The organism is Thermodesulfovibrio sp. TK110, assembly GCF_054658355.1.
Window position 1 is genome coordinate 1,426,980 of record NZ_BAAHNB010000001.1, and the last position, 21,057, is coordinate 1,448,036.

Sequence of the window (21,057 nt, forward strand, 5' to 3'; positions counted from 1 at the left end):
TAAATGTAACGAGTATGATATATAAAACAAGAGCAAAGGTAAAAAAAGGGATTTTTCAATATTTATTCAAGTATTTTTCCCTTTATCCTGGTATATTTTTCTCAATTTTTTCCATCATAAATCGTTTTAAAAACTTTTTAAATATAAAAAATTTGCCTTACCTCAACAGATTTCCAACTCTTAATATTAAACAGCAATCCAATTCTCTTCAGGTTTACAGCAGATTAAAATCAAAAGGAAGAATAGCACTATTTTCAGGATGCTCATCAAACTATTTGATGCCATCAATCACTGAAGCTCTAATTTACATTCTGAACTGGTTAAACTATGAAGTTATTGTGCCAAAACAGCACTGCTGTGGTGCACCACTTTTAAGTGCAGGTTTTGAAAAAGAGGCAAAAAAACTTGCCATAAAAAACCTAAAAATTTATAAATCTTTCAATATTGACGGTATAATTACACCATGTCCAACCTGTGCTCATTTTATTGGAGATGTTTATAAAGAACTTACTGGAGATGGACTCAATGTATTGAAGTTTCCAGATTTATTTGAAGAAAATCTTGAGGAGTTCAAAGGAAAAAGCAGGGATAATGTTTTTTTTCATGTTTCCTGCCATACCTCTAACTATGTGAAAGATTCGGATAACACTTTGAAATTGCTGAAAAAATTCGGAATTGATGCTGAGAAAAAAACAGGTTGCTGTGGTTTTGGAGGAGTTTTTTCTTTTTTATTTGAAAAACAATCTATGGATATTCTAAGAAGAAAAGTTTTAGAATATGAAAAAGCAGATATGATAATAAGTTCTTGTCCAAATTGCATAATTCAGTTTAAATCATCTATGAAGGATAAAAAAATACTTCATTATGCAGAGGTAATTCAAAAAATTTTATTGAAAGGAGAAAAAGATGGAAGATCCCTTTGAAATAATCTTACCTGATGGAACAGTTTACAAGCCAAAGAAAGAGTCTGTTGTGCAGGGTTATGATTCTTATGGGAATCCAAAGAAAATGAAATTTTCCTTAAAAACAAAATGTGAACGATGCGGAGAATGCTGTAGAAGAGACACTCCTGTAATTCTTAAGGAAGATATTGAGCTTCTTAAAAAAGGTGTCATATCTGAAAAAGAGATTTACACAATAAGAGAAGGTGAAAAGATTCGCTCTTTTATTGATGGTGATATCTATTATTCATCAATGGAACTGATAAAACTGCGTCCCATCTTTGGAAGTTCTACATGCATTTTTTATGATCCTCAATCTGGATGCACAATTTATGAGATGCGACCCACTGTATGCAGAGAGTTTGAATGCTGGAGCCAGAACATTACAATTACAGGTATTGAGGCAAGAAGACTGACAAGAGATAATCTTTTTGGAAGTATTGATATTATTAGAGAAGCCATAAACAAACATGAAGAAAAATGCTCTCTCAATAAATTTAATACCTTGGTAGAAGAATTCACACCTGGTAAAGAAGAAAACTTTGAAAAAATTGTTGAGATGATTTTGTATGATAATGCTATAAGGGAGTGGGCAAAAGAAAAACTGGAGATTGAGGATGATCTTTTGCCTTTGATTTTTGGCAGATCCCTTTTGGAACTTGCTCCACTTTATGGAGTTTTAATAGAGAAAGAAGGAGAAAATTTTATAATTAAAGTTATGAAGGAGGCAGAAGAATGAAATTCTTCATTGACACAGCCAATATTGAAGAGATCAAAAAAGCATGGGAAGCTGGAGTTATTGATGGCGTGACAACAAATCCTTCACTCATCGCAAAAGAAAATCGAGAGCCAACTTCTCTTCTTAAAGAAATATGTCAGATAGTAGATGGTCCTGTGAGCGCTGAGGCAGTATCTCTTAAATTTGATGATATGGTGAAAGAAGCTTATGAATTAAGTAAAATTCATCCAAATATTGTTATTAAAATTCCCATGACTGAAGATGGACTTAAGGCAGTAAGAAAGCTTTCTCAGGAAGGGATAAAAACTAATGTAACTTTGGTTTTTTCACCAATGCAGGCAGTTTTGGCTGCAAAAGCTGGTGCTACCTATGTAAGTCCTTTTGTTGGAAGACTTGATGACATAAGTCACTTTGGAATGGAGCTTATAAGAGACATTCAGATTATCTTTGAAAACTATGATTTTGAAACTCAGGTAATTGTTGCAAGCATTCGCAATCCTTTGCATGTTCTTGAGGCTGCAAGAATTGGTGCAGATATTGCAACTATTCCATATTCTGTAATAAAACAGCTTATCAAACATCCATTAACTGACATTGGTATTGAGAGATTTCTCAAGGATTGGGAAAAAATCAAAAGATAAAGGAGGAGAAAAATGAGAAAAAATAAAAAGATTCTTCTTTCTGCTATCTTTTTTCTTTTGATAGGTATTACAATCGGACTGGTAATTGCTTCAAGATTTGACCTGCAGACTAAAGGATTTTCAGAGGATTACCAGATTTCAAAGGAATCTCAGGAACTTTTATCAAAAATTAGCAATGCAATGGCAGAAGTTATTCAGGCTGTAAGACCTTCTGTGGTAAATATTTACACAACAAAAAAAATCAAAAGACCAGGAATTCCTTTTCCTTTTGATGATCCCTTTTTCAGAAGATTCTTTGGTGAAGAGTTTGGCGATATATTTGAAAGACCCAGAGAATACACTCAAACCTCACTTGGTTCAGGAGTAATTGTTGATCCTTCAGGATACATTCTTACAAACTATCATGTCATTAAAGGAGCTGATGAAATCAAGGTAAAGCTTTATGATAAAAGGGTTTTTGATGGAACAGTAATTGGTTATGATGCAAAAACCGATATTGCAGTGATAAAAATAAAAGCAGATGGCTTACGTGCCATAAAATGGGGAGACTCTGACAAACTTAAAGTTGGTGAGACAGTAATTGCAATTGGCAATCCCTATGGACTAAATCTTACTGTAACAAGTGGAATTGTAAGTGCTACTGGAAGAGCCAATGTGGGAATATCTGATTATGAAGACTTCATCCAGACAGATGCAGCAATTAACCCTGGAAATTCAGGAGGTCCTCTGGTTAATGTTAGAGGCGAGCTTGTTGGCATAAACACTGCTATATTCAGCACCACAGGAGGATATCAGGGAATAGGATTTGCAATTCCAAGCAATATGGCAAAAACAGTTATGGATAGCCTTATCAAACATAAAAAGGTAATTCGTGGATGGCTTGGAGTAACAGTTCAAGATTTAGATAGTGAAATGGCAAAGGTAGCAAAACTTAAAGAGATAAAAGGTGCTGTTGTTACAGATGTTCAGGAAGGAAGCCCTGCTGAAAAAGCTGGACTTATGAGAAAAGACATTATAATTAGCTTTGATGGTAAGGAAGTTGAAGATTCTGCCCATCTAAGAAACATGGTGGTAAACACTCCTCCTGGAAAAACAGTTCAAATAGAGATCATAAGAAACGGAAACCGTTATACAAAAACTGTTACCATAGGTGAGCTTCCACCAACACAGCAGCTATCTCGGGCAGAATCTGTCCTGGCAGGTATTACTGTTGATAATCTAACAAATAAACTAAGAAGTGAGCTTAATATTCCTAAGAAAATCAATGGAGTTGTTATAATATCAATTGATCCTGATTCGCCTGCTGAAGGACTGCTCAAGAAAGGAGATGTGATTATAGAGATTAACAATGAAAAAATCAACAGTGTTAAAGACTTTCTGAGAGTAGCAAAAAAATCTCAGAGTGAGGCTATTGTGTGGTTTTACAGAAACGGAAGAGTATCATACATCACTCTTAGTATAAGAGAGTGATTGAAAGAAGGAGTTCAGCATCTGCTGTCTTAAGTGAAGCATTTTGTTGAAGGTATTTGAAAATTCTCTAAAGGCACGAGGAGGTGCTGTTTCCATCTCCTGTAAAAAGTCTTTACAAAAATACCAGTTGCATCTAAGAGGTCTTAAGTAGCGGGGAATTTTACACCCCTTTTCTGTAAGAAGATAACATGGTTCTTTTTCCTTAAGATTTCTTTCAGGAACAGGAAATTTTTCTCTTAGAGCCAGAATATAAATAAGGTCATCATATTCATAGCGACTGTTTTTGTTAAGACAGCAGATGTTAACACACTTTGAACAAACTTTTTTAGCATAAATATCAACAAAGGGATCAATTTTTAAAATGAGATTTTTAACCTCATTTGCCTGAACCTTTGTTTGATTAAAAACTTCAGGAAACTTTATAAAAAGCGAATCAAGCTCTTCTATAAGTTTTTTTAATTCATCAATGTTATTCCAGAGAAGTTCTATTTTCTCACCCAAAGAAAAGTTTTGCATTTTACAGATGAAGATGCTTTAAAGCAATTTTTACATAGGATTTTTTTATTTTATACGAATTCTTAATATATCCCACCATCAATGCTCTTGAACATATGAGATTTATAACTCTTGGAATTCCCTTTGATGCTTTATATATTCGCCTTATAGCTGATTTTTTAAAATAAACAGGGGTTTCTACTGCCCTCTTAAGCCTGTAGTTTATGTACTCACTAACTTCTTCCTTTGTAAGAGGATACAGTCTAACTTTAAGGCTTATCCTCTGATTTATCTGTGAATACCTGGGTTTTAAGAGAAGATCTTCAAAATATGGTTGAGCAAAGAGAATAATCTGAAGAAGTTTTTCCTTTTCTGTTTCAATATTTGAAAGATGTTTTATCTCAGTAAGGGTTTCCTCGGGCATATCCTGTGCTTCATCAATTATAAGAAGATTTTTATATCCTGAAAGCTTTTTATTTTTAAGATATTCTGATAAAAACTCAACCATTGAAAGCTTGCTTTGAAACCTGCTTAAATCAATTGATCTATCCTCGGTCTTCTCAATTATTCCTCTAAGCAATTCCTGAGGAGTAAGTGAAGAGTTATAAATAACAATTGGTAGAATATTTTCTTCCTTAAAGTTTCTTAAAACTTTTCTTATAAGTGTTGTTTTTCCTGTTCCTGGAGAGCCTGTAACAAGCATAAAACCCTCACCTTTCTGAATAAGATATCTAATGGATTCAAGAGCTTCCATATGACTTTTTGAAGGATAAAAGAAATCAGGATCAGGGGTAATTCCAAAGGGATCTTCTTTAAACTTATAAAAATCAAAATACTCCATTGCTATCTCCCGAGTTTTGATATTAAATCATAAAGAGGAGTTAAAAGACTTATAAAGACTACAGCAAAGAAAAGCCCAATAAATAAAATCATTACAGGTTCTATTATTTTGCCAAGCCTTGTAGAGTATTCCTGAAGTTTTGATGTATAGTAATTATTCAAAAATCCAAGCTGCTCATCAAGATTTCCGGAAGTCTCTCCAATATCTATTAGCCTTATTGCCATTGGAGGAAAAATCCGCTGTTCTTTAAGAGACTGTGAGATTCTTTCTCCTGTAATGATTTTTTCTTTTGCATTATTTATTGCCTTTTTCATGATTTCATTATTAACAACTTCTGCTGTCATTTCCAGAGCATTATCTATGGGCACACCTGCTGCTGTAAGAATACGTAACTGCTCTGCAAACAGAGCAACGGCTCTATTGTAAAATATCTCTTTTATTATTGGCAGTTTAAAAAAAAGAAAGTCTCTTGTCCATCTCAATTTTTTATTTTTTTTAATCACAGGCATGAAGAGAATAAAAATTAAAGGAAAAACAGGCAAAAGATAAAAAAACTTTGTTAGTAACCCTCCTGCTTGAACCAGAATTTGCGTAATAAAAGGAATCTTAACTCCCATACCCTGCATAGCATTTACAATTTTTGGTAGAACATAAACAAGCCAGAAACAAACAGCACCAAAGGAAACCACTGTAGCAAATATGGGATAAATAAGGGCTCTTTTTATTGCTGTTCTTAAATCTTCAATTCTTTGAAAATAATCTGCTATTTCACTGAGGCTACTGTCAAGCCTACCTGTTTCCTCTCCAATTTTTATGAGATACTGAACCACAGGAGGAAAAACTTCCCTGTGCATTGATATTGCCTCATTAAAAGACATTCCTTTTTCAATCATGTCTTTCAAATCCAGGACAATTCTTTTAAATCTCTCCTTTGTTATATTTTCAGCAATATCTGCCAAAGCTACAGTAAGAGGTACTCCTGCTTTAAGCATTATTGAGAGGTTTTTGGCAAACTCAATTAATTGAACATTTTTTATCCTGCCTGAGAAAAAATTTATAAGAGGTGAAAAAATTCTGGGTATTTCTGATACAGAAAGAATATAAATGTTTTTCATTGCAAGCATATTCATGGCATCTGTGTAACTGTCTGCCTTAACAAAACCTTTAAAAACTTTGCCTTCTTCAGTAACTGCCCTGTATATAAAAATGCTCATCCTACCACCCTTTCAACTTCTTCAAGTGTGGAGAAGCCTTCTGCAACCTTTGTTAATCCATCAATTTTAAGTGGAATCATGCCCTGCTGAACTGCAGCCTCTGTGAGAGCATTGAATGAAGCTCCTTCATAAATCATATCTCTTATTTTTTCATTTACTGTCATAAGCTCTCCTATGGCTATTCTTCCTAAAAAGCCTGTGTTTCTACACATTTTGCAGCCCTTGCCATAATAAATCCTCTCTATCTTCATTTGAAAAGAAGCAAAAAGATTCTTTTCTCTTTCGTTTAAATCTCTTGATGTTTTACAGAAAGGGCATATTTTCCTTATAAGTCTCTGGCTGAGCACAGCAAGAAGGGATGAACTAAGAAGAAATCTATCAGCACCAAGATCAAAAAGTCTTGGAATAGCACTTACTGCATCAGAAGTATGAAGCGTGCTTAAAACAAGATGTCCTGTAATTGATGCTCTTATTGCAATGCGTGCTGTTTCTTCATCACGAATCTCTCCAAGAAGAATTATATCAGGGTCATGCCTCATAAAGTTTCTTCCAGCAAGAGCAAAGTCATAGCCAATTTTTTCATTCACTTCGCTTTGTTTAACAAAAGAGATTCTATATTCAACAGGATCTTCAATTGTGATAACACTTCTCTGAAGCCTATCTATTTCTCTTATTAATGCATAAAGAGTTGTACTTTTTCCAGAACCTGTAGGTCCTGTAACGAGAATTATGCCACTTGGTTTCTTAATAAGAGCTTTAAGGCTTGAAAAAAGTGCTTTGCTGAAGCCAAGTTTTGAAAGGCTATAGAACTCCTCTGAACCTCCAAAAAGCAATCTAAGGACAACGCTTTCTCCTTCCACAGTTGGGATAGTTGATACTCTTACTTCATATTTTTTCCCTATAAAAGAGAAAATAAATGAACCATCCTGAGGGAGTCTCTGCTCAGCTATATCAAGCCTTGAAAGAATCTTTATTCTTGATACAACTCCTGTATGCATTGACCTTGGAAGAAAATAACCTTCAGTCAGAATTCCATCAACTCTGTAACAGATGGTTAAAACACCAGCATTAATATTTATATGTATGTCTGTTGCACCTCTTCTTATTCCTTCTGCTAAAACAGCATCAACAATCCGTGGAAAATAATCAGGAGGAGTTACTCCTGTTGTTAAAGTTGTATTTATTGCTTCTTCTATAATCTTTTCTGTTGGATTTTCCAGAAAATAATAAGCTTTCTCAAGTGTATCTATGAAACTATCCTCATCTGTAAGATAAGGCTTTGCTCTTTTTCCTGTGATTGATTTTACTTTATCAAGAGCAACAACATTGCTTGGATCAGTAACAGCTATTTTAACAACTCCATCTGCTTCTTCAATGGGAAGAAATCTTGCTGTTTCAGTAACATTTTTTGGAAATTTTTTAAGAACAGATGAGTCAATGGGATACTGCCTGATATCTATATATTCAATTCCATGCTGAACTGCAAGAACCTCTGCAAGCTCTGAAGATGTAATGAATCCAAGTGATGTTAAACATTTTCCAAGAACCTGACCTGTGATTTTTTGAACATTAAGAGCAATGCTTAGTTGCTGTTCAGTTATTAATTTTCTTTCTAATAAAATATCACCAAGTCTCATTGGGGAATAATCCTTGGCTGTAAAAGTATTACAAGTTCAGTATTTGTTTCTTCCTTGTCTTTACTTTTAAAAAGTTCACCTACCACAGGAATATCTCCTAAAAGGGGCATTTTATTTTCTGAGAGACTCTCTTCTTTTTTAATCATTCCACCAATTATTATAATCTCTCCATCCTTTACTTTAACTGTTGTGCTAAGTTCTCTTAAATCAACACTTGGAAGCTGAATTATTGTCTGGGCATCTGAAGAACCAAAAGTTGCAGACCTCATTTCTATAAGCTTTGAAACTATTGGAGTAATTGTAAGGGAAATCTCTCCATTGTCATCAATGTAAGGGACTATACCGATTATCAGTCCTGACAGAAGATTGCCTGTTTCCACTGTATAGGTTATAATTGGTGAACCTGTGGCAGATGTTGTAACATTGCTCTGAGCTTTTGATATAAATGAGTAATTTCTTCCCACTGTAAAAAGAGAGGTCTGTCCATTCATTATACTTACCCTGGGATTTGAAAGGGTTCTTACATCTCCAAACTCAGAAAGAGCCTTAATTAAAGCTGAAAAATCCTTTATAGCCGTTGTTGTTAATGAAAACTTTCCAGTGGAATAGGGACTATCAGGACTTATTACATTGGTAAAGCCTGATGTTTGAGCACCAATGCTCCAGGTATGTGTACCATGACTCCACTCTCTTAAAAAGGACCAGTCAATTCCGTATTTTAAAGATTTTGAGAGTGCTACTTCTATAACTTTGGCTTCTATAAGAACTTGCCTTGCCATGACCTTTTTCACTGTTTCAAGATACTCTTCAACCTTTTTCATATTTTTCTTTGTTGCTGTAACCATCACTGTTCCTGTCATTCTATTTATTACATAGTTTTCACGACTGCCTCCCACAATGGGTTGAACTTGCCCACCTGCTACAGAAGAAACTGTTTTAGGTGCAGATGTTCCAAGAATTGAAGAAAGTGCTTTTTCTATGGAATCCCAGAATTTATATGCTATATCATCTGTTTTTTCGGATTTTGATACATTTCCTTTAAGAACAGTCGTTCCTGTTGTTCCTGTGGTGCCTGTGGTTGTAGTCATTCCCGGCAGTTGACCTATTACTCCACCAAGAATGTCTCCTCCCACATCTGTTGAATAGTTCTGCTGAATGGGAATTGTGCTTAGATGAAATATTCTTGTATCTGTGTCTTTTACAAGAAGCATGTTTCTTTCAATTTTATAGAAATAATCAGTGGAGGAAAAAACTGCATCAAGAGCATCTTTTAGCGTTACATTACTTAAAACCATTGTTATTGGAACATTTGGATCCACGTCTTTTTCAATAACAAGATTTAAACCAGCATCTTTACATAAAACAAGCAAAATATCCCTCATCGGAGTCTGCCTTGCATTTACAGAAACCCTTTTCATCTTAAGAGGTGTTATATCTTCTGTTTCTATTCTGAAGTCTGGAGGAACTTCTTTTTTTACTGCTTCTTCTTTTTTGGGAAACTCAATCTGGGGAATCTTTATCTCTCCTTTCATCTCCATGCTGCTACAGGCATTTAGCATTAAAAGAAGCAGTATTAATAATTTTCCAGTTTTAACCATCTTAATTCTCCTTTTTTGTCTTTGATCAAAACCCTGTTTTTATAAATGCCCTTTATCTGATATCCATTGATAATGTCACCTTCTCTCACAATTGAGTTTCCTATCACAGCATATTTATTCCTGCCTTCATAGATAAATGATAGCACAGGAAGAGGAGTTTCTGTAACTGTTGATTCTTTAAGCTTTTTTTCATTCTCTGCTATTTTTAATGTTTCAAAAAGATTATTTAAACTGTACTCAGGAAAACGAATTTTCTCCTTAACTGTTATCTCTGGTAAGGCATACTCTGAGATATTTTTTTCAAAGGGAGTAATAAATGATGGTGGTTTGATTTTTAGAGAAAGCCCGAAAAATAAAAGAGAAACTATAAAAATGACAGCAGATATCTTAAACTCTTTTGTCATCTTCCTGATAAATTAACCTTAATTCTGTTTTGATATCAATACTTATTAAATTGCCCTTCTGAGAAACTGAAATTGATTTAATGAAAACAAAGGGATATCCTGTTTCCTCAAGAAAGCTTAACAGATCGGTGAATCTTTCCCACGAGGCTTCAGCTTTCAAAGCCATATCAAGACTTAATTGATTTTGTTCCTTTTTCATCTTTGATATCTCTATGTTAATTTCAGGAAATTTTGTTTTTAACTCATCAATAAATTGGGCTACGAGGATTTCTGAGTTTTTCTTTTCAGGTATACTGATGCTTTCAACTGTTTTCTTTAATCTAATGCTCTGGTTTATCTTATGCTCTAATTTTTTTATAAATGCCGCCTCTTCTGTGATAGACTTTTCTGTTTTATTAAAATAAATTAAAATAGACAAAAGAAGCATAACAATAGCATAAAGGCAAGATATAAAAATAACTTTTTTACCTATTTTTTTACTGTAAAACTCTCGGATGCTCATAAACCGCATTTATGATCAGCTCTCCTTTTGTAATATCCCAGTTTTCACTGGTAATTTTAAAACCTTGCTTAGAAAGAGATGATTTAAAATTCAAATAAGAAAACTGTCTCTGAGAAAAAGTTTTGCCTGTGCTTTTACCTTTTATTTTTATTTCAGGCCTTTCATAGTTCAATATCTCTAAGGAATCCAGTTGAATCAAGCCTGTTTTAGCCTGAGAAACATTCATAATAATATATCTTGTATCAAGCATGGAGTTTCTTTTGTTTTGCAATTCAACAAAGGGTTTTAACTCTGTTTCAAATTTTTTCATAATTTGTTGAATATTGATAAACTCTTGCTCATGCTGCAGTATATATTGCTTTTGAGAGGCTAATGAGTTGTAAAGGGATTTTAACCTATAAAAGGACTCCAGATTATAGCCTGATAAAAACAGAAGCGTTATTGTAAGAAGAGAAACTGCATAGTTTAAATATTTAACTGTTTTTTTAAATCTTCTGTAATCCTCAGGTAGAATGCTACTATTTTTTAAGTTATCTTCAAACAATACCATGCTCAAAGGCAATGTATATTTCTCCTTTTCTGGTAATACTGATAAAAATCTATGAGGAAGAATAAGTCCTGAAATCTCTTTATGTTTTGTCCCGGTAAAAATAATCTCCTCAGGAGTTATCCTGAGATTCTGAATTGCATAGTTCACTGTCATATTGATATTTATTGTATCTTCCTCTGTTAAATCCTCGCTTACTTCAAACTCTCTCATAAGAATCATCTCAGATTTTTCAAAAATGAATAAAAATCTTGATTTTCCGGAAACAAAGCATACTATTTTGTTTTTTTCTGCAAGATCTGAGTCAGAGTTTATGAAAGAAATTAAAGGAATATGCGTTGGATAAAGAGCTTTTATATTAACCTTTGCCTCTATAAACTCCTCAATAAACTGATAAGAGGCTTCAGGTATCACATAACATCTTATATAGCTTCTTGCCTCACTCATGTATTTTTCATAGATAAATGAAAACTGCTCAGATGATGGATATCTTTTTCTTATTTCATTAAATACCAGCTTTTCAAGAGTTTTTTTCTTTTCAGGGATTTGAAAAGGTAGAGAAAATTTAAATGTGTAGAGATCTGAGAAGAAAACTGAAATATACAGCTCTTTTATTGAATTTTGTTTAATAAACTTGAGAATCTCATCCCTGGGAAATTCTAAAAATTCAGCATCTTCAATGCCTTTTTTAGCTATAATAGCTTTTACAATTTCTGCTTCTATACTTAGATAAGCCTTTTTCATTATTAAAAATTATACCATAGTTTAAAAAATTTCAGGGTTTTTCTTTAAATCTCGCAAAAACTTTTCAAATTTTGATATATTAAAAATTAATCCTTAAAGGAGGTCATAGAAATGACAACAAAAAAAGAAACATTCAAATTCAATACAATAGAAGAAGTTCTTGAAGATGTGGCTCAGGGAAAGATGATTATACTTGTTGATGACGAGGATAGAGAAAATGAAGGAGACCTTTTTATTGCAGCTGAGAAAGTAACTCCTCAGGCAATAAACTTTATGGCAAAATATGCAAGAGGCTTGATATGCCTGGCTTTAACTCCTGAACGGGTTGAAGAACTGAAACTTCCCATGATGGTGGATATAAATGAAACACCCCATCAAACAGCCTTTACAGTATCAATTGAAGCAAGAAAAGGTGTAACAACAGGAATTTCAGCTCATGACAGAGCTCACACAATTCTTACTGCAATTGATCCAAAAACAAAACCTGAAGATCTTGTAAAGCCAGGTCATGTGTTTCCATTAAGAGCTCAAAGAGGCGGAGTATTAAAAAGAGCAGGTCATACTGAAGGAGCTGTTGATCTTGCACGTCTCGCAGGGCTTTATCCAGCAGGTGTTATATGTGAGATTATGAACGAAGATGGAACAATGGCAAGAGTTCCCCAATTGATGGAGTTTGCCAAAAAGCATGGATTAAAAATTACAACGATTAAAGACTTAATTAGATACAGAATGCGGAATGAAACTCTTGTAAGAAGAGTTGCAACAGTTCAGCTTCCAACAGACTATGGAGAGTTTAAAGCAATAGCATATACTACATTGATTGATGACAAGGTTCATCTTGCATTGGTAAAAGGAGAGATTAAACCAGGAGATGAAGTCCTTGTAAGGGTTCACTCAGAATGCTTAACTGGTGATGTATTTCTTTCAAAAAGATGTGACTGTGGTGCACAGCTTCATAGAGCTTTGGAAATGATTGAAGAAGCAGGTAAAGGAGTTCTTCTTTATATGAGGCAGGAAGGAAGAGGAATTGGTTTACTGAATAAACTTAAAGCCTATGAGTTACAGGAAAAAGGCTTAGATACTGTTGAAGCAAACATAAAACTTGGTTTTAAACCTGATTTAAGAGACTACGGTGTGGGAGCTCAGATTTTGGTTGATCTCGGTATAAGAAAAATGAGACTCATGACAAATAATCCCCGTAAAATTGTGGGATTGGAAGGTTATGGACTTAAAGTTGTTGAAAGAGTTCCAATTGAAATAAAACCAAATGAAAAAAATCTCTGCTATCTCAAGACAAAAAAACAGAAACTTGGACACCTGCTTAAAGAAGTATGACGCGCCTGAGAGGATTTGAACCTCCGACCCTCGGCTCCGGAGGCCGATGCTCTGTCCACTGAGCTACAGGCGCATCTTAAATTGATTATAGCAAAACTGATATAATTTATAATACAACATTAACAAAGGAGATATATAATGAAAGAGCTTGAAATTCCATTAGGATTAACCTTTGATGATGTATTACTACTTCCGGCAAAATCTGATATAGTTCCTGCAGAAGTTGATGTAACAACTTATCTTACTCCAAATATAAAGCTCAACATTCCATTAGTCAGCGCTGCAATGGACACAGTTACAGAGGCAAATCTTGCAATTGCTATTGCAAGAGAAGGAGGCATTGGAGTAATTCATAGAAATATGCCTCCTGAAAAGCAGGCATCAGAAGTTGATAAGGTAAAAAAATCAGAAAGTGGCATGATAGTAGATCCAATAACAATTTCTCCAGACGCTCCAATTTCAGAAGCTCTGGCATTGATGGAGCGATATAGAATTTCAGGTGTTCCAGTTACAGTTAATGGAAAGCTCGTTGGAATAATAACCAATAGAGACCTGAGATTTGAAAGAGATTTCACAAAAAAAGTAGAACAGGTAATGACAAAGGAAAGGCTCATAACTGCCCCTGTTGGTACAACACTTGAAGAGGCACAGGAGATTCTTCATAAATATAAGATTGAAAAATTACCAATTGTTGATGATGAGTTTAATCTCAAGGGTTTAATAACAATAAAAGATATTGAAAAAAGAAGAAAATATCCAAATGCATGCAAAGACCATCTTGGAAGGTTAAGAGTTGCTGCAGCTGTTGGAGTTGGTGAACCTGCTATTTATAGAGCAGAATTGCTCGTGAAAGCAGGAGTTGATGCAATTGTAATTGATACAGCCCATGGACACAGCAAAGCTGTGATTGAAACACTGAAAGAGCTTAAAAGGAGATTTGATATAGATGTAGTTGCAGGTAACATTGCAACAGCAGAGGCTGCTGAAGAACTTATTAAGGCAGGTGCTGATGCAGTAAAAGTAGGAATCGGACCAGGATCTATATGCACAACCAGAATTGTTGCTGGTGCAGGAGTTCCACAGCTTACGGCAATTATGAACTGTTATGCAGTAACATTAAAATATAACATACCTCTTATTGCTGATGGTGGCATAAAATACTCAGGAGATATTACAAAAGCTCTTGCAGCAGGTGCTCACTGTGTTATGATAGGAAGCCTTTTTGCAGGAACAGATGAAGCACCAGGTGAAATCATACTTTATCAGGGAAGAAGTTATAAAACATACAGAGGAATGGGCTCTATTGGTGCTATGCAAGGAGGCTCCCGTGACAGATATAGACAGGAAACTACATCTCCTGAAAAGCTTGTCCCTGAAGGTGTTGAAGGAAGAGTTCCTTACAGAGGACCTCTTTCAAAGAGTGTTCATCAACTTGTTGGTGGACTTAAATCAGGAATGGGATATTGCGGTTGTAGAAACCTTGAGGAATTAAGAACTAAAGCAAGATTTATCAAAATCACCAATGCTGGATTAAGGGAAAGCCATGTTCACGATGTAACAATAACAAGAGAATCACCAAACTACTGGGTTGAAGACTAAATGGAAAAAATTATAGTAATTGACTTTGGATCTCAATATACTCAGCTTATAGCAAGAAGAATTCGTGAGTTTAATGTATATTCTGAAATAATTCCCTGTAACGCATCTTTTATTGAGATCAAAAAAAGAAAACCAGCTGGAATTATTCTTTCTGGTGGACCTGCAAGTGTTTATGAAGAAGGTGCTCCATCCATTGATAAAGAATTATTCAGTCTTGGCATACCAGTTCTTGGAATATGCTATGGAATGCAGCTTATTACCTATATTCTTGGTGGAAAGGTTTCAAGAGCTCAGAAAAGAGAATATGGTAAAGCTGTTTTAAAAATTGATGATTTTTCTGATATTTTCAGTGATGTTTCTCAGGAAACAGTTGTCTGGATGAGTCATGCTGATAAAATTACAGAAATGCCTGAAGGCTTTATAAGGCTTGCTCATACTGAAAACTCTCCCTATGCAGCAATGGCTCACAGAGACAAAAAAATATACGCATTACAGTTTCATCCTGAGGTTGTGCATACTGAGGAAGGCAAAAAAATACTTCATAACTTTGTATTCAAGGTATGTGGCTGTGGCCCCTCATGGAACATGCATTCCTTTGTGGAAAGACAGATAGAGGAAATAAGGAAAAAAGTGGGCTCATATAAAGTTGTCTGTGCTTTAAGTGGAGGAGTTGATTCAACTGTCACAGCAGTTTTGGTTCATAGGGCTATAGGAGATGCTTTAACCTGCATTTTCGTTGATAATGGACTTTTAAGGGCTGGTGAGAGACAAAAGGTTGAGAAGATGCTAAGAAGTAATTTTCATATAAATTTAAAAGTAATTGATGCATCAGAGAGATTCCTTAAAAGGCTTAAAGGAGTGCGTGATCCTGAAAGAAAAAGAAAAATAATCGGTGGAGAGTTTATAAAGATATTTGAAGAAGAAGCTAAAAAAATTGAAGGAGTTAAATTCTTAGCACAGGGAACTCTTTATCCTGATGTAATAGAAAGTGTCTCATTTAAAGGTCCTTCTGCAACCATAAAGAGTCATCACAATGTGGGTGGCTTGCTTAAAAGAATGAAGCTTAGATTGATTGAGCCTTTAAGAGAGCTTTTTAAGGATGAGGTAAGAGAGCTTGGCAGGGAACTTGGAATACCTGAAGAGATTCTATACAGGCATCCTTTTCCTGGACCAGGTCTTGCCATAAGATGCGTTGGAGAAGTTACGCGTGAAAGACTTGAAATATTGAGGCAGGCTGACAAAATTGTTCTTGAAGAGATTAAAAACTCAGACTGGTATAAAAAAGTATGGCAGTCCTTTGCAGTTCTTCTTCCAATAAAAACAGTGGGAGTTATGGGAGATGAAAGAACATACGAGCATGTTATTGCTGTAAGAGTGGTCCACAGTGTGGATGGAATGACAGCAGACTGGGTAAGGCTTCCATATGAATTACTTGAGAGAATTTCCAATAGAATAATCAATGAAGTAAAGGGAGTAAACAGGGTTGTCTATGATATAACTTCAAAACCGCCAGGAACAATTGAGTGGGAGTAAAATGTTTGATCTAAAAAAATACATTGCTGAAAAAAAAGAGAAAGTTGAAGAATTTATCAAATCCTATTTCACTCCATCTATAAAACCTTCTATACTTCATAACTCTGTCCTTTATTCTTTAACTGCTGGTGGAAAAAGACTTAGACCAGTTCTCTGTATTGCCTCCTATGAAGCCTGTGAAGGTAAAAAAGATATAACTCCATACGCCACTGCTATAGAGTTCATTCATACTTATTCTTTAATTCATGATGACCTTCCTTCAATGGATAATGATGATCTAAGACGAGGTAAACCAACAAATCATAAAGTCTTTGGAGAAGGAATTGCAATACTTGCAGGTGATGGCTTGCTTACAGAGGCTTTTAGAATTCTATCAAATCCAGCATATGCAGATGTTGAGCCATCAAATCTTATAAAAGTCATTCATGAATTAAGCAGTTCAGCAGGTGTTTACGGAATGGTAGGAGGTCAGGCAATGGATTTAATCTCAGAGGGGAAAGAGCCTGACAGAGACAGCGTTGAATTCATTCACTTAAATAAAACTGCAAAGCTTATTTCTGCATCCGTTAAATCAGGAGCAATACTTGCCAGTGCTGATGAGGAGAAAATAAAAAGAATTGAAAAATATGGGTTAAGCATTGGTCTTGCCTTTCAAATAATTGATGACATCCTTGATATAGAAGGCAGTACTGAGGAGATAGGAAAACCTAAAGGCTCTGATATTGAAAGAGGAAAGATGACATATCCAAGAGTATACGGAATTGCTCAATCAAAGAAAAAGGCAGAAGAACTGATTGATAAAGCCTTAAATGCTCTTGAAACATTTGATCACAAAGCAGAACCACTAAGAGAGATTGCAAGATACATAATAAAGCGCACATCGTGAAGCTTCGTCTGGATCAATTACTTTGTAAAAAAGGCATCACAGAAAGCAGAGAAAAAGCCCGTGCACTTATAATTGAAGGGAAAGTCATTGTAAATGGAAATAAAATTGAAAAGCCAGGCACACAGGTTGATGAAAATGCAAAAATAGAGCTTTGTGGTGAGACTCTTCCATATGTAAGCAGAGGTGGATTAAAGCTTGAGGCAGCATTAAAAGCTTTTTCTATAGATGTGAAAGATAAAGTAGCAATGGATGTGGGTGCAAGCACAGGAGGATTTACTGACTGTCTTTTGCAGCATGGTGCAAAGCGTGTTTATGCAATAGATGTGGGATATGGTCAGCTTGCATGGAAACTTAGAACAGATCCAAGAGTTATTCCAATAGAGAAAACAAATATAAGATATATGAATAGAGACAGAATCCAAGAGGATATTGATATAGCAACAGTTGATGTATCTTTCATATCTTTAAAGCTTGTAATTCCGAAAGTTATAGAGTTTTTGAAATCAAAAGGAGAAATTATAGCATTAATTAAGCCACAGTTTGAAGTTGGTCGTAGGGAAGTTGAAAGAGGAGGAATAGTAAAGGCTACAGAAAAAAGAAAAAAAGCAGTAGAGGAAATCAAAGGATTCTTTGAACTTATGAATCTCAAAGTAATTGGCATTATAGAGTCTCCCATTAAAGGGCAAAAAGGCAATATTGAATATTTAATTTATGCTAAGGTCAATCAACAATAGCACCAAAAACCATGCCTGTAATTGTTGCCATTATGATAACAAGGGATACATAGACTGCGGTTTTTTTGAATCCTATTGTTCTCATTATAACAATCATGCTTGGAAGACTCAGAGCAGGTCCTGCAAGCAAAAGCGCAAGAGCAGGTCCTTTTCCCATTCCTGCACCGAGCAAGCCCTGAATTATGGGAACTTCTGTAAGGGTTGCAAAATACATAAAAGCTCCCACAATACTTGCAATAAAGTTTGCCTGAAAAGAGTTTCCACCTACCACTGAGTCTACCCACTCTGATGGAATAATTCCTTCGTGTCCTACTCTGCCAAAGAAAAATCCAGCAACAAGAACACCGATAAAAAGAAGAGGAATTATAAGATAGGCATAATACCATGTCTGATAAATCCACTGAGTAAGTTCATCTTTATTGAACCATTTAAGGCTAAACAAAACTACCAGTGTAAAAAATAATATAGCAAGAACCCACTTTATATTATAAACAGTCCACCAGAAAGCAATTGTGCCTTCCTGAGGTTTCCCCCAGTTTGCAAAAATTAAAAATCCTATCATAAAAAATAAATGTAATGCTGTTTGATAAAGAGGTTTAGATGGAATTCCTGAAACATCAAAATCTTCGTCTGCCTGTCTTTTTTTCTCTTCTTTTATAAAAATAAGATGCATCAGCAACCCGATAATTATACTGAACATCACTGCTCCTACTGCCCTTGCAACTCCAATCTCCCATCCAAGAATTCTTGCAGTCAGAATTATTGCCAGAACATTTATTGCAGGACCAGAATAAAGAAAAGCAATAGCTGGACCAAGCCCTGCTCCTCTTTGATAGATACTCATAAACAGGGGCAAGATTGTGCAGGAGCATACAGCTAAAATTGAACCAGATACAGATGCCACGCCATAGGAAAGAAACTTATTTGCCTTTGCACCGAAGTATTTCATTACAGCAGCTTTATTTACAAAAACAGCAATTGCACCTGCAATGAAAAAAGCTGGAATAAGGCATAAAAGCACATGCTCCTGAGCATACCATTTGGCAAGAGCTAAGGATTCAAAAATCGCATTGGTAAATCTTTGATTCTCTACTGGGAGGAAATAAAATACAAGAAAAATAAGAACAATCCATACAAACTTAGTTCTTTCCTTCAATTTTGTCCTCCTGAATTTTTAGTTAAGTTTTACAAAAGCGAGGATCCTGACTATCTTTAAAATTTTTTAAACTTTCAAGCTCTTTTCTGATTTCCTCATCTGAAATCTTTTCAAGCACAGAAAGAATTAAAAATCTCTTAAACAGGTCTGTGTCATCAAGGCTGTAAAGAATCCATTTTCCCTTTCTTTTTATTTTTACTATACCTGCTTCCTTTAAAACTCCAAGATGAAACGAAACTTTTGGCTGAATCATATCAAGCGCATTAACTATCTCACATACGCAAAGTTCACCTTTTTCAAGAAGTTTGAGAATTTTAAGTCTCGTTTCATCAGATAAAGCATGAAATATCTTTGCAAGCTCAGATGTAGTTAAATTTTTCATAAAAAAGTATAAAAAAATTTTTATATGTTTGTCAACTTATTTTGGGTTACAGAATAAAGCCAAATTTTGGTAGAATAAAAAATTAAACTACTTTGGAGGTAAGATGTGGGTTACATAATTGTCACTGGCGGAGCTGGATTTATCGGTTCAAATGTGGTAAAAAGACTTAATGAACTTGGGGAAGGAAAAATAGTTATAGTTGACAATTTAAATATATCTGAAAAATGGAAAAATCTTGTAGAACTCAATTTTGAAGACTACATTCACAAAGATGAGTTTATTGAAAAAATAGAAGAATTTAAAAATTCAACTAAAGCAATAATCCATCTTGGTGCAAGAAGCAGCACCACTGAAAAAGATGTTGATTTTCTTATGAAAAACAACTATGAATACACTAAAAAGCTTGCTAAATGGTCATTACAAAACAATGTTAGATTCATATATGCATCAACTGCAGCCACCTATGGAGATGGTTCTAAAGGATTTTCTGATGAACACAGTTTAATCCCTTTTTTAAGACCTTTAAATGCTTATGGTTATTCAAAACAGATCTTTGACCTGTGGGCATTAAAAAATGGAATTCTTGATAAAATAGCTGGCATAAAATACTTTAATGTTTATGGTCCAGGAGAGGCTCATAAAGGTGAAATGAGAAGCATGGTTTTGAAAGCCTATGAGCAGATTAAAAGAGATGGCAAAATAAGACTTTTTAAGTCCTATCATCCAGATTACAGAGATGGCGAACAACTGCGAGATTTTATTTATGTAAAGGATGCTGTAGAGATGACTTTGTTTTTCCTTGAAAAGCCTGAAATAAATGGAGTTTTCAATGCTGGAACAGGTATACCCCGTTCATGGAATGACTTAGCAAATGCAGTTTTTTCAGTATTGAGGCTTAAACCCCAGATTGAATACATTGAGATGCCAGAGGAAATCAAAGGAAAATATCAATATTTTACAAAAGCTGATATAACTAAACTTAAAAAAGCTGGCTACAATAAACCCACTTTATCTCTTGAAGAAGGAATAAAGGACTATGTTGTTAACTATCTTGAAAAGGCTTAAATTATTTCTGAATTAATCTCATTAGAATATAAATTTTACAAAGTTTTTCAAGAACTTCACAAACTGAAAAAGCTTCGTCAAGATTAGAACCTACACTAACAGCTCCATGCCTTGATAAAAAAACAGCTTTTTTATTACCTAAGGTTTTTACAGCTTCCTTAGCAAGCTCTCTTGTACCTGAAGGGGCATATCTTGTAACATCTATCTCACCACCAAGAACATCCAGCTGTTCATCAAGAATTAAAGGAAGAGAAAGACTCAAAGCAGCCATTGTGCATGCAAAAGTAGAATGAGTGTGAATAACTGCATTTACATCCTTTCTTGCTTTATAAATTTCTATGTGAAGCTTCCTTTCAGATGAAGGTTCTCTGTGTCCTTCTATGACATTTTCATTAAAATCAATAATTACAACATCAGATGCTTTAAGTTTATTATAAGATTTGGAGCTTGCCGTAATAGCAATAAAATTTTCCTTCAATCTCATACTGATGTTACCACTACATCCAGTAACGAATCCTTTCTTATAAATTTTTTTTGCTATATTTAAAATTTTTTCTCTTTCTTTTTTCCATTGCATATTTTTATTATAAAATA

21 protein-coding genes and 1 tRNA gene are annotated in these 21,057 nt (G+C 34.6%); 10 read left to right on the forward strand and 12 right to left on the reverse strand.

Translation table 11 applies throughout. The features are described 5' to 3' along the window. Positions 1-14 precede the first annotated feature (14 nt). The 4 genes from ACYQ3X_RS07540 to ACYQ3X_RS07555 are packed head-to-tail and all read left to right on the forward strand — an operon-like array spanning position 15 to position 3,791. Positions 15-923 (forward strand): (Fe-S)-binding protein, encoded by a 909-nt coding sequence (locus ACYQ3X_RS07540; RefSeq protein WP_460181701.1) that lies wholly within the window; start codon positions 15-17, stop codon positions 921-923. Next, positions 907-1,680, forward strand: a complete 774-nt coding sequence (locus ACYQ3X_RS07545) for a YkgJ family cysteine cluster protein (RefSeq protein ID WP_460181194.1) — start codon at positions 907-909, stop codon at positions 1,678-1,680. The genes ACYQ3X_RS07540 and ACYQ3X_RS07545 overlap by 17 nt, the downstream gene beginning before the upstream one ends. Then, positions 1,677-2,321, forward strand: a complete 645-nt coding sequence (gene fsa, locus ACYQ3X_RS07550) for a fructose-6-phosphate aldolase (RefSeq protein ID WP_460181195.1) — start codon at positions 1,677-1,679, stop codon at positions 2,319-2,321. Before ACYQ3X_RS07545 ends, fsa begins: the two co-directional genes overlap by 4 nt. A gap of 12 nt (positions 2,322-2,333) precedes the next feature. After that, the gene (locus tag ACYQ3X_RS07555) at positions 2,334-3,791 is read left to right on the forward strand and encodes a DegQ family serine endoprotease (RefSeq protein ID WP_460181196.1); all 1,458 of its coding nucleotides are present in this window, start codon (positions 2,334-2,336) and stop codon (positions 3,789-3,791) included. Here the strand turns inward: ACYQ3X_RS07555 and ACYQ3X_RS07560 are convergent. The 8 genes from ACYQ3X_RS07560 to ACYQ3X_RS07595 are packed head-to-tail and all read right to left on the reverse strand — an operon-like array spanning position 3,762 to position 11,773. After that, a complete protein-coding gene (locus ACYQ3X_RS07560; protein ID WP_460181197.1) occupies positions 3,762-4,307 on the reverse strand; it encodes a hypothetical protein in 546 nt (181 codons plus the stop codon). The genes ACYQ3X_RS07555 and ACYQ3X_RS07560 overlap by 30 nt on opposite strands. Before the next feature lies 1 nt (position 4,308). Then, on the reverse strand, positions 4,309-5,127 hold the full coding sequence (locus ACYQ3X_RS07565; protein WP_460181198.1) for an ExeA family protein: 819 nt from the start codon (positions 5,125-5,127) through the stop codon (positions 4,309-4,311). 2 nt (positions 5,128-5,129) lie between these two features. Continuing rightward, on the reverse strand, positions 5,130-6,341 hold the full coding sequence (locus ACYQ3X_RS07570) for a type II secretion system F family protein (RefSeq protein WP_460181199.1): 1,212 nt from the start codon (positions 6,339-6,341) through the stop codon (positions 5,130-5,132). Next, on the reverse strand, positions 6,338-7,978 hold the full coding sequence (locus ACYQ3X_RS07575; protein ID WP_460181200.1) for a GspE/PulE family protein: 1,641 nt from the start codon (positions 7,976-7,978) through the stop codon (positions 6,338-6,340). Before ACYQ3X_RS07575 ends, ACYQ3X_RS07570 begins: the two co-directional genes overlap by 4 nt. After that, positions 7,975-9,576, reverse strand: coding sequence for a pilus (MSHA type) biogenesis protein MshL (gene mshL / locus ACYQ3X_RS07580; protein ID WP_460181201.1), 1,602 nt, complete (start codon positions 9,574-9,576; stop codon positions 7,975-7,977). The genes ACYQ3X_RS07575 and mshL overlap by 4 nt, the downstream gene beginning before the upstream one ends. Further along, positions 9,552-9,980 (reverse strand): hypothetical protein, encoded by a 429-nt coding sequence (locus ACYQ3X_RS07585; protein WP_460181202.1) that lies wholly within the window; start codon positions 9,978-9,980, stop codon positions 9,552-9,554. Before ACYQ3X_RS07585 ends, mshL begins: the two co-directional genes overlap by 25 nt. After that, positions 9,964-10,482, reverse strand: coding sequence for a hypothetical protein (locus ACYQ3X_RS07590; RefSeq protein WP_460181203.1), 519 nt, complete (start codon positions 10,480-10,482; stop codon positions 9,964-9,966). Before ACYQ3X_RS07590 ends, ACYQ3X_RS07585 begins: the two co-directional genes overlap by 17 nt. After that, a complete protein-coding gene (locus ACYQ3X_RS07595; protein WP_460181204.1) occupies positions 10,457-11,773 on the reverse strand; it encodes a hypothetical protein in 1,317 nt (438 codons plus the stop codon). The genes ACYQ3X_RS07590 and ACYQ3X_RS07595 overlap by 26 nt, the downstream gene beginning before the upstream one ends. Before the next feature lie 111 nt (positions 11,774-11,884). Here ACYQ3X_RS07595 and ACYQ3X_RS07600 point away from each other — a divergent pair, with 111 nt between their 5' ends. Next, a complete protein-coding gene (locus ACYQ3X_RS07600; RefSeq protein WP_460181205.1) occupies positions 11,885-13,108 on the forward strand; it encodes a bifunctional 3,4-dihydroxy-2-butanone-4-phosphate synthase/GTP cyclohydrolase II in 1,224 nt (407 codons plus the stop codon). Here the strand turns inward: ACYQ3X_RS07600 and ACYQ3X_RS07605 are convergent. Then, a tRNA-Arg gene (locus ACYQ3X_RS07605) sits at positions 13,109-13,181 on the reverse strand. Positions 13,182-13,246: 65 nt separating this feature from the next. Between ACYQ3X_RS07605 and guaB the strand changes: the two genes are divergently transcribed. From guaB to ACYQ3X_RS07625, 4 genes are read left to right on the forward strand one after another with little or no spacing between them, the layout of a single operon-like run. Then, positions 13,247-14,707: an IMP dehydrogenase gene (gene guaB, locus ACYQ3X_RS07610; RefSeq protein ID WP_460181206.1), complete on the forward strand. Its 1,461-nt coding sequence runs from the start codon at positions 13,247-13,249 to the stop codon at positions 14,705-14,707. Next, on the forward strand, positions 14,708-16,240 hold the full coding sequence (guaA, locus tag ACYQ3X_RS07615) for a glutamine-hydrolyzing GMP synthase (RefSeq protein ID WP_460181207.1): 1,533 nt from the start codon (positions 14,708-14,710) through the stop codon (positions 16,238-16,240). A 1-nt stretch (position 16,241) separates the two neighbouring features. Next, entirely contained in the window at positions 16,242-17,126 is an 885-nt protein-coding gene (locus ACYQ3X_RS07620; protein WP_460181208.1) for a polyprenyl synthetase family protein, read from the forward strand. Beyond that, a complete protein-coding gene (locus tag ACYQ3X_RS07625) occupies positions 17,123-17,860 on the forward strand; it encodes a TlyA family RNA methyltransferase (protein WP_460181209.1) in 738 nt (245 codons plus the stop codon). The genes ACYQ3X_RS07620 and ACYQ3X_RS07625 overlap by 4 nt, the downstream gene beginning before the upstream one ends. Here the strand turns inward: ACYQ3X_RS07625 and ACYQ3X_RS07630 are convergent. Both ACYQ3X_RS07630 and ACYQ3X_RS07635 read right to left on the reverse strand, forming a co-directional pair. After that, on the reverse strand, positions 17,847-19,016 hold the full coding sequence (locus tag ACYQ3X_RS07630; RefSeq protein ID WP_460181210.1) for a permease: 1,170 nt from the start codon (positions 19,014-19,016) through the stop codon (positions 17,847-17,849). The genes ACYQ3X_RS07625 and ACYQ3X_RS07630 overlap by 14 nt on opposite strands. 22 nt (positions 19,017-19,038) lie before the next feature. After that, complete coding sequence (locus ACYQ3X_RS07635) at positions 19,039-19,398, reverse strand: ArsR/SmtB family transcription factor (protein ID WP_460181211.1); 360 nt, start codon at positions 19,396-19,398, stop codon at positions 19,039-19,041. A gap of 105 nt (positions 19,399-19,503) precedes the next feature. Here ACYQ3X_RS07635 and rfaD point away from each other — a divergent pair, with 105 nt between their 5' ends. After that, positions 19,504-20,463, forward strand: a complete 960-nt coding sequence (gene rfaD / locus ACYQ3X_RS07640; RefSeq protein WP_460181212.1) for an ADP-glyceromanno-heptose 6-epimerase — start codon at positions 19,504-19,506, stop codon at positions 20,461-20,463. Position 20,464: 1 nt separating this feature from the next. Here the strand turns inward: rfaD and ACYQ3X_RS07645 are convergent, their stop codons facing one another. Further along, positions 20,465-21,040, reverse strand: a complete 576-nt coding sequence (locus ACYQ3X_RS07645; protein ID WP_460181213.1) for a class II aldolase/adducin family protein — start codon at positions 21,038-21,040, stop codon at positions 20,465-20,467. Positions 21,041-21,057 lie beyond the last annotated feature (17 nt).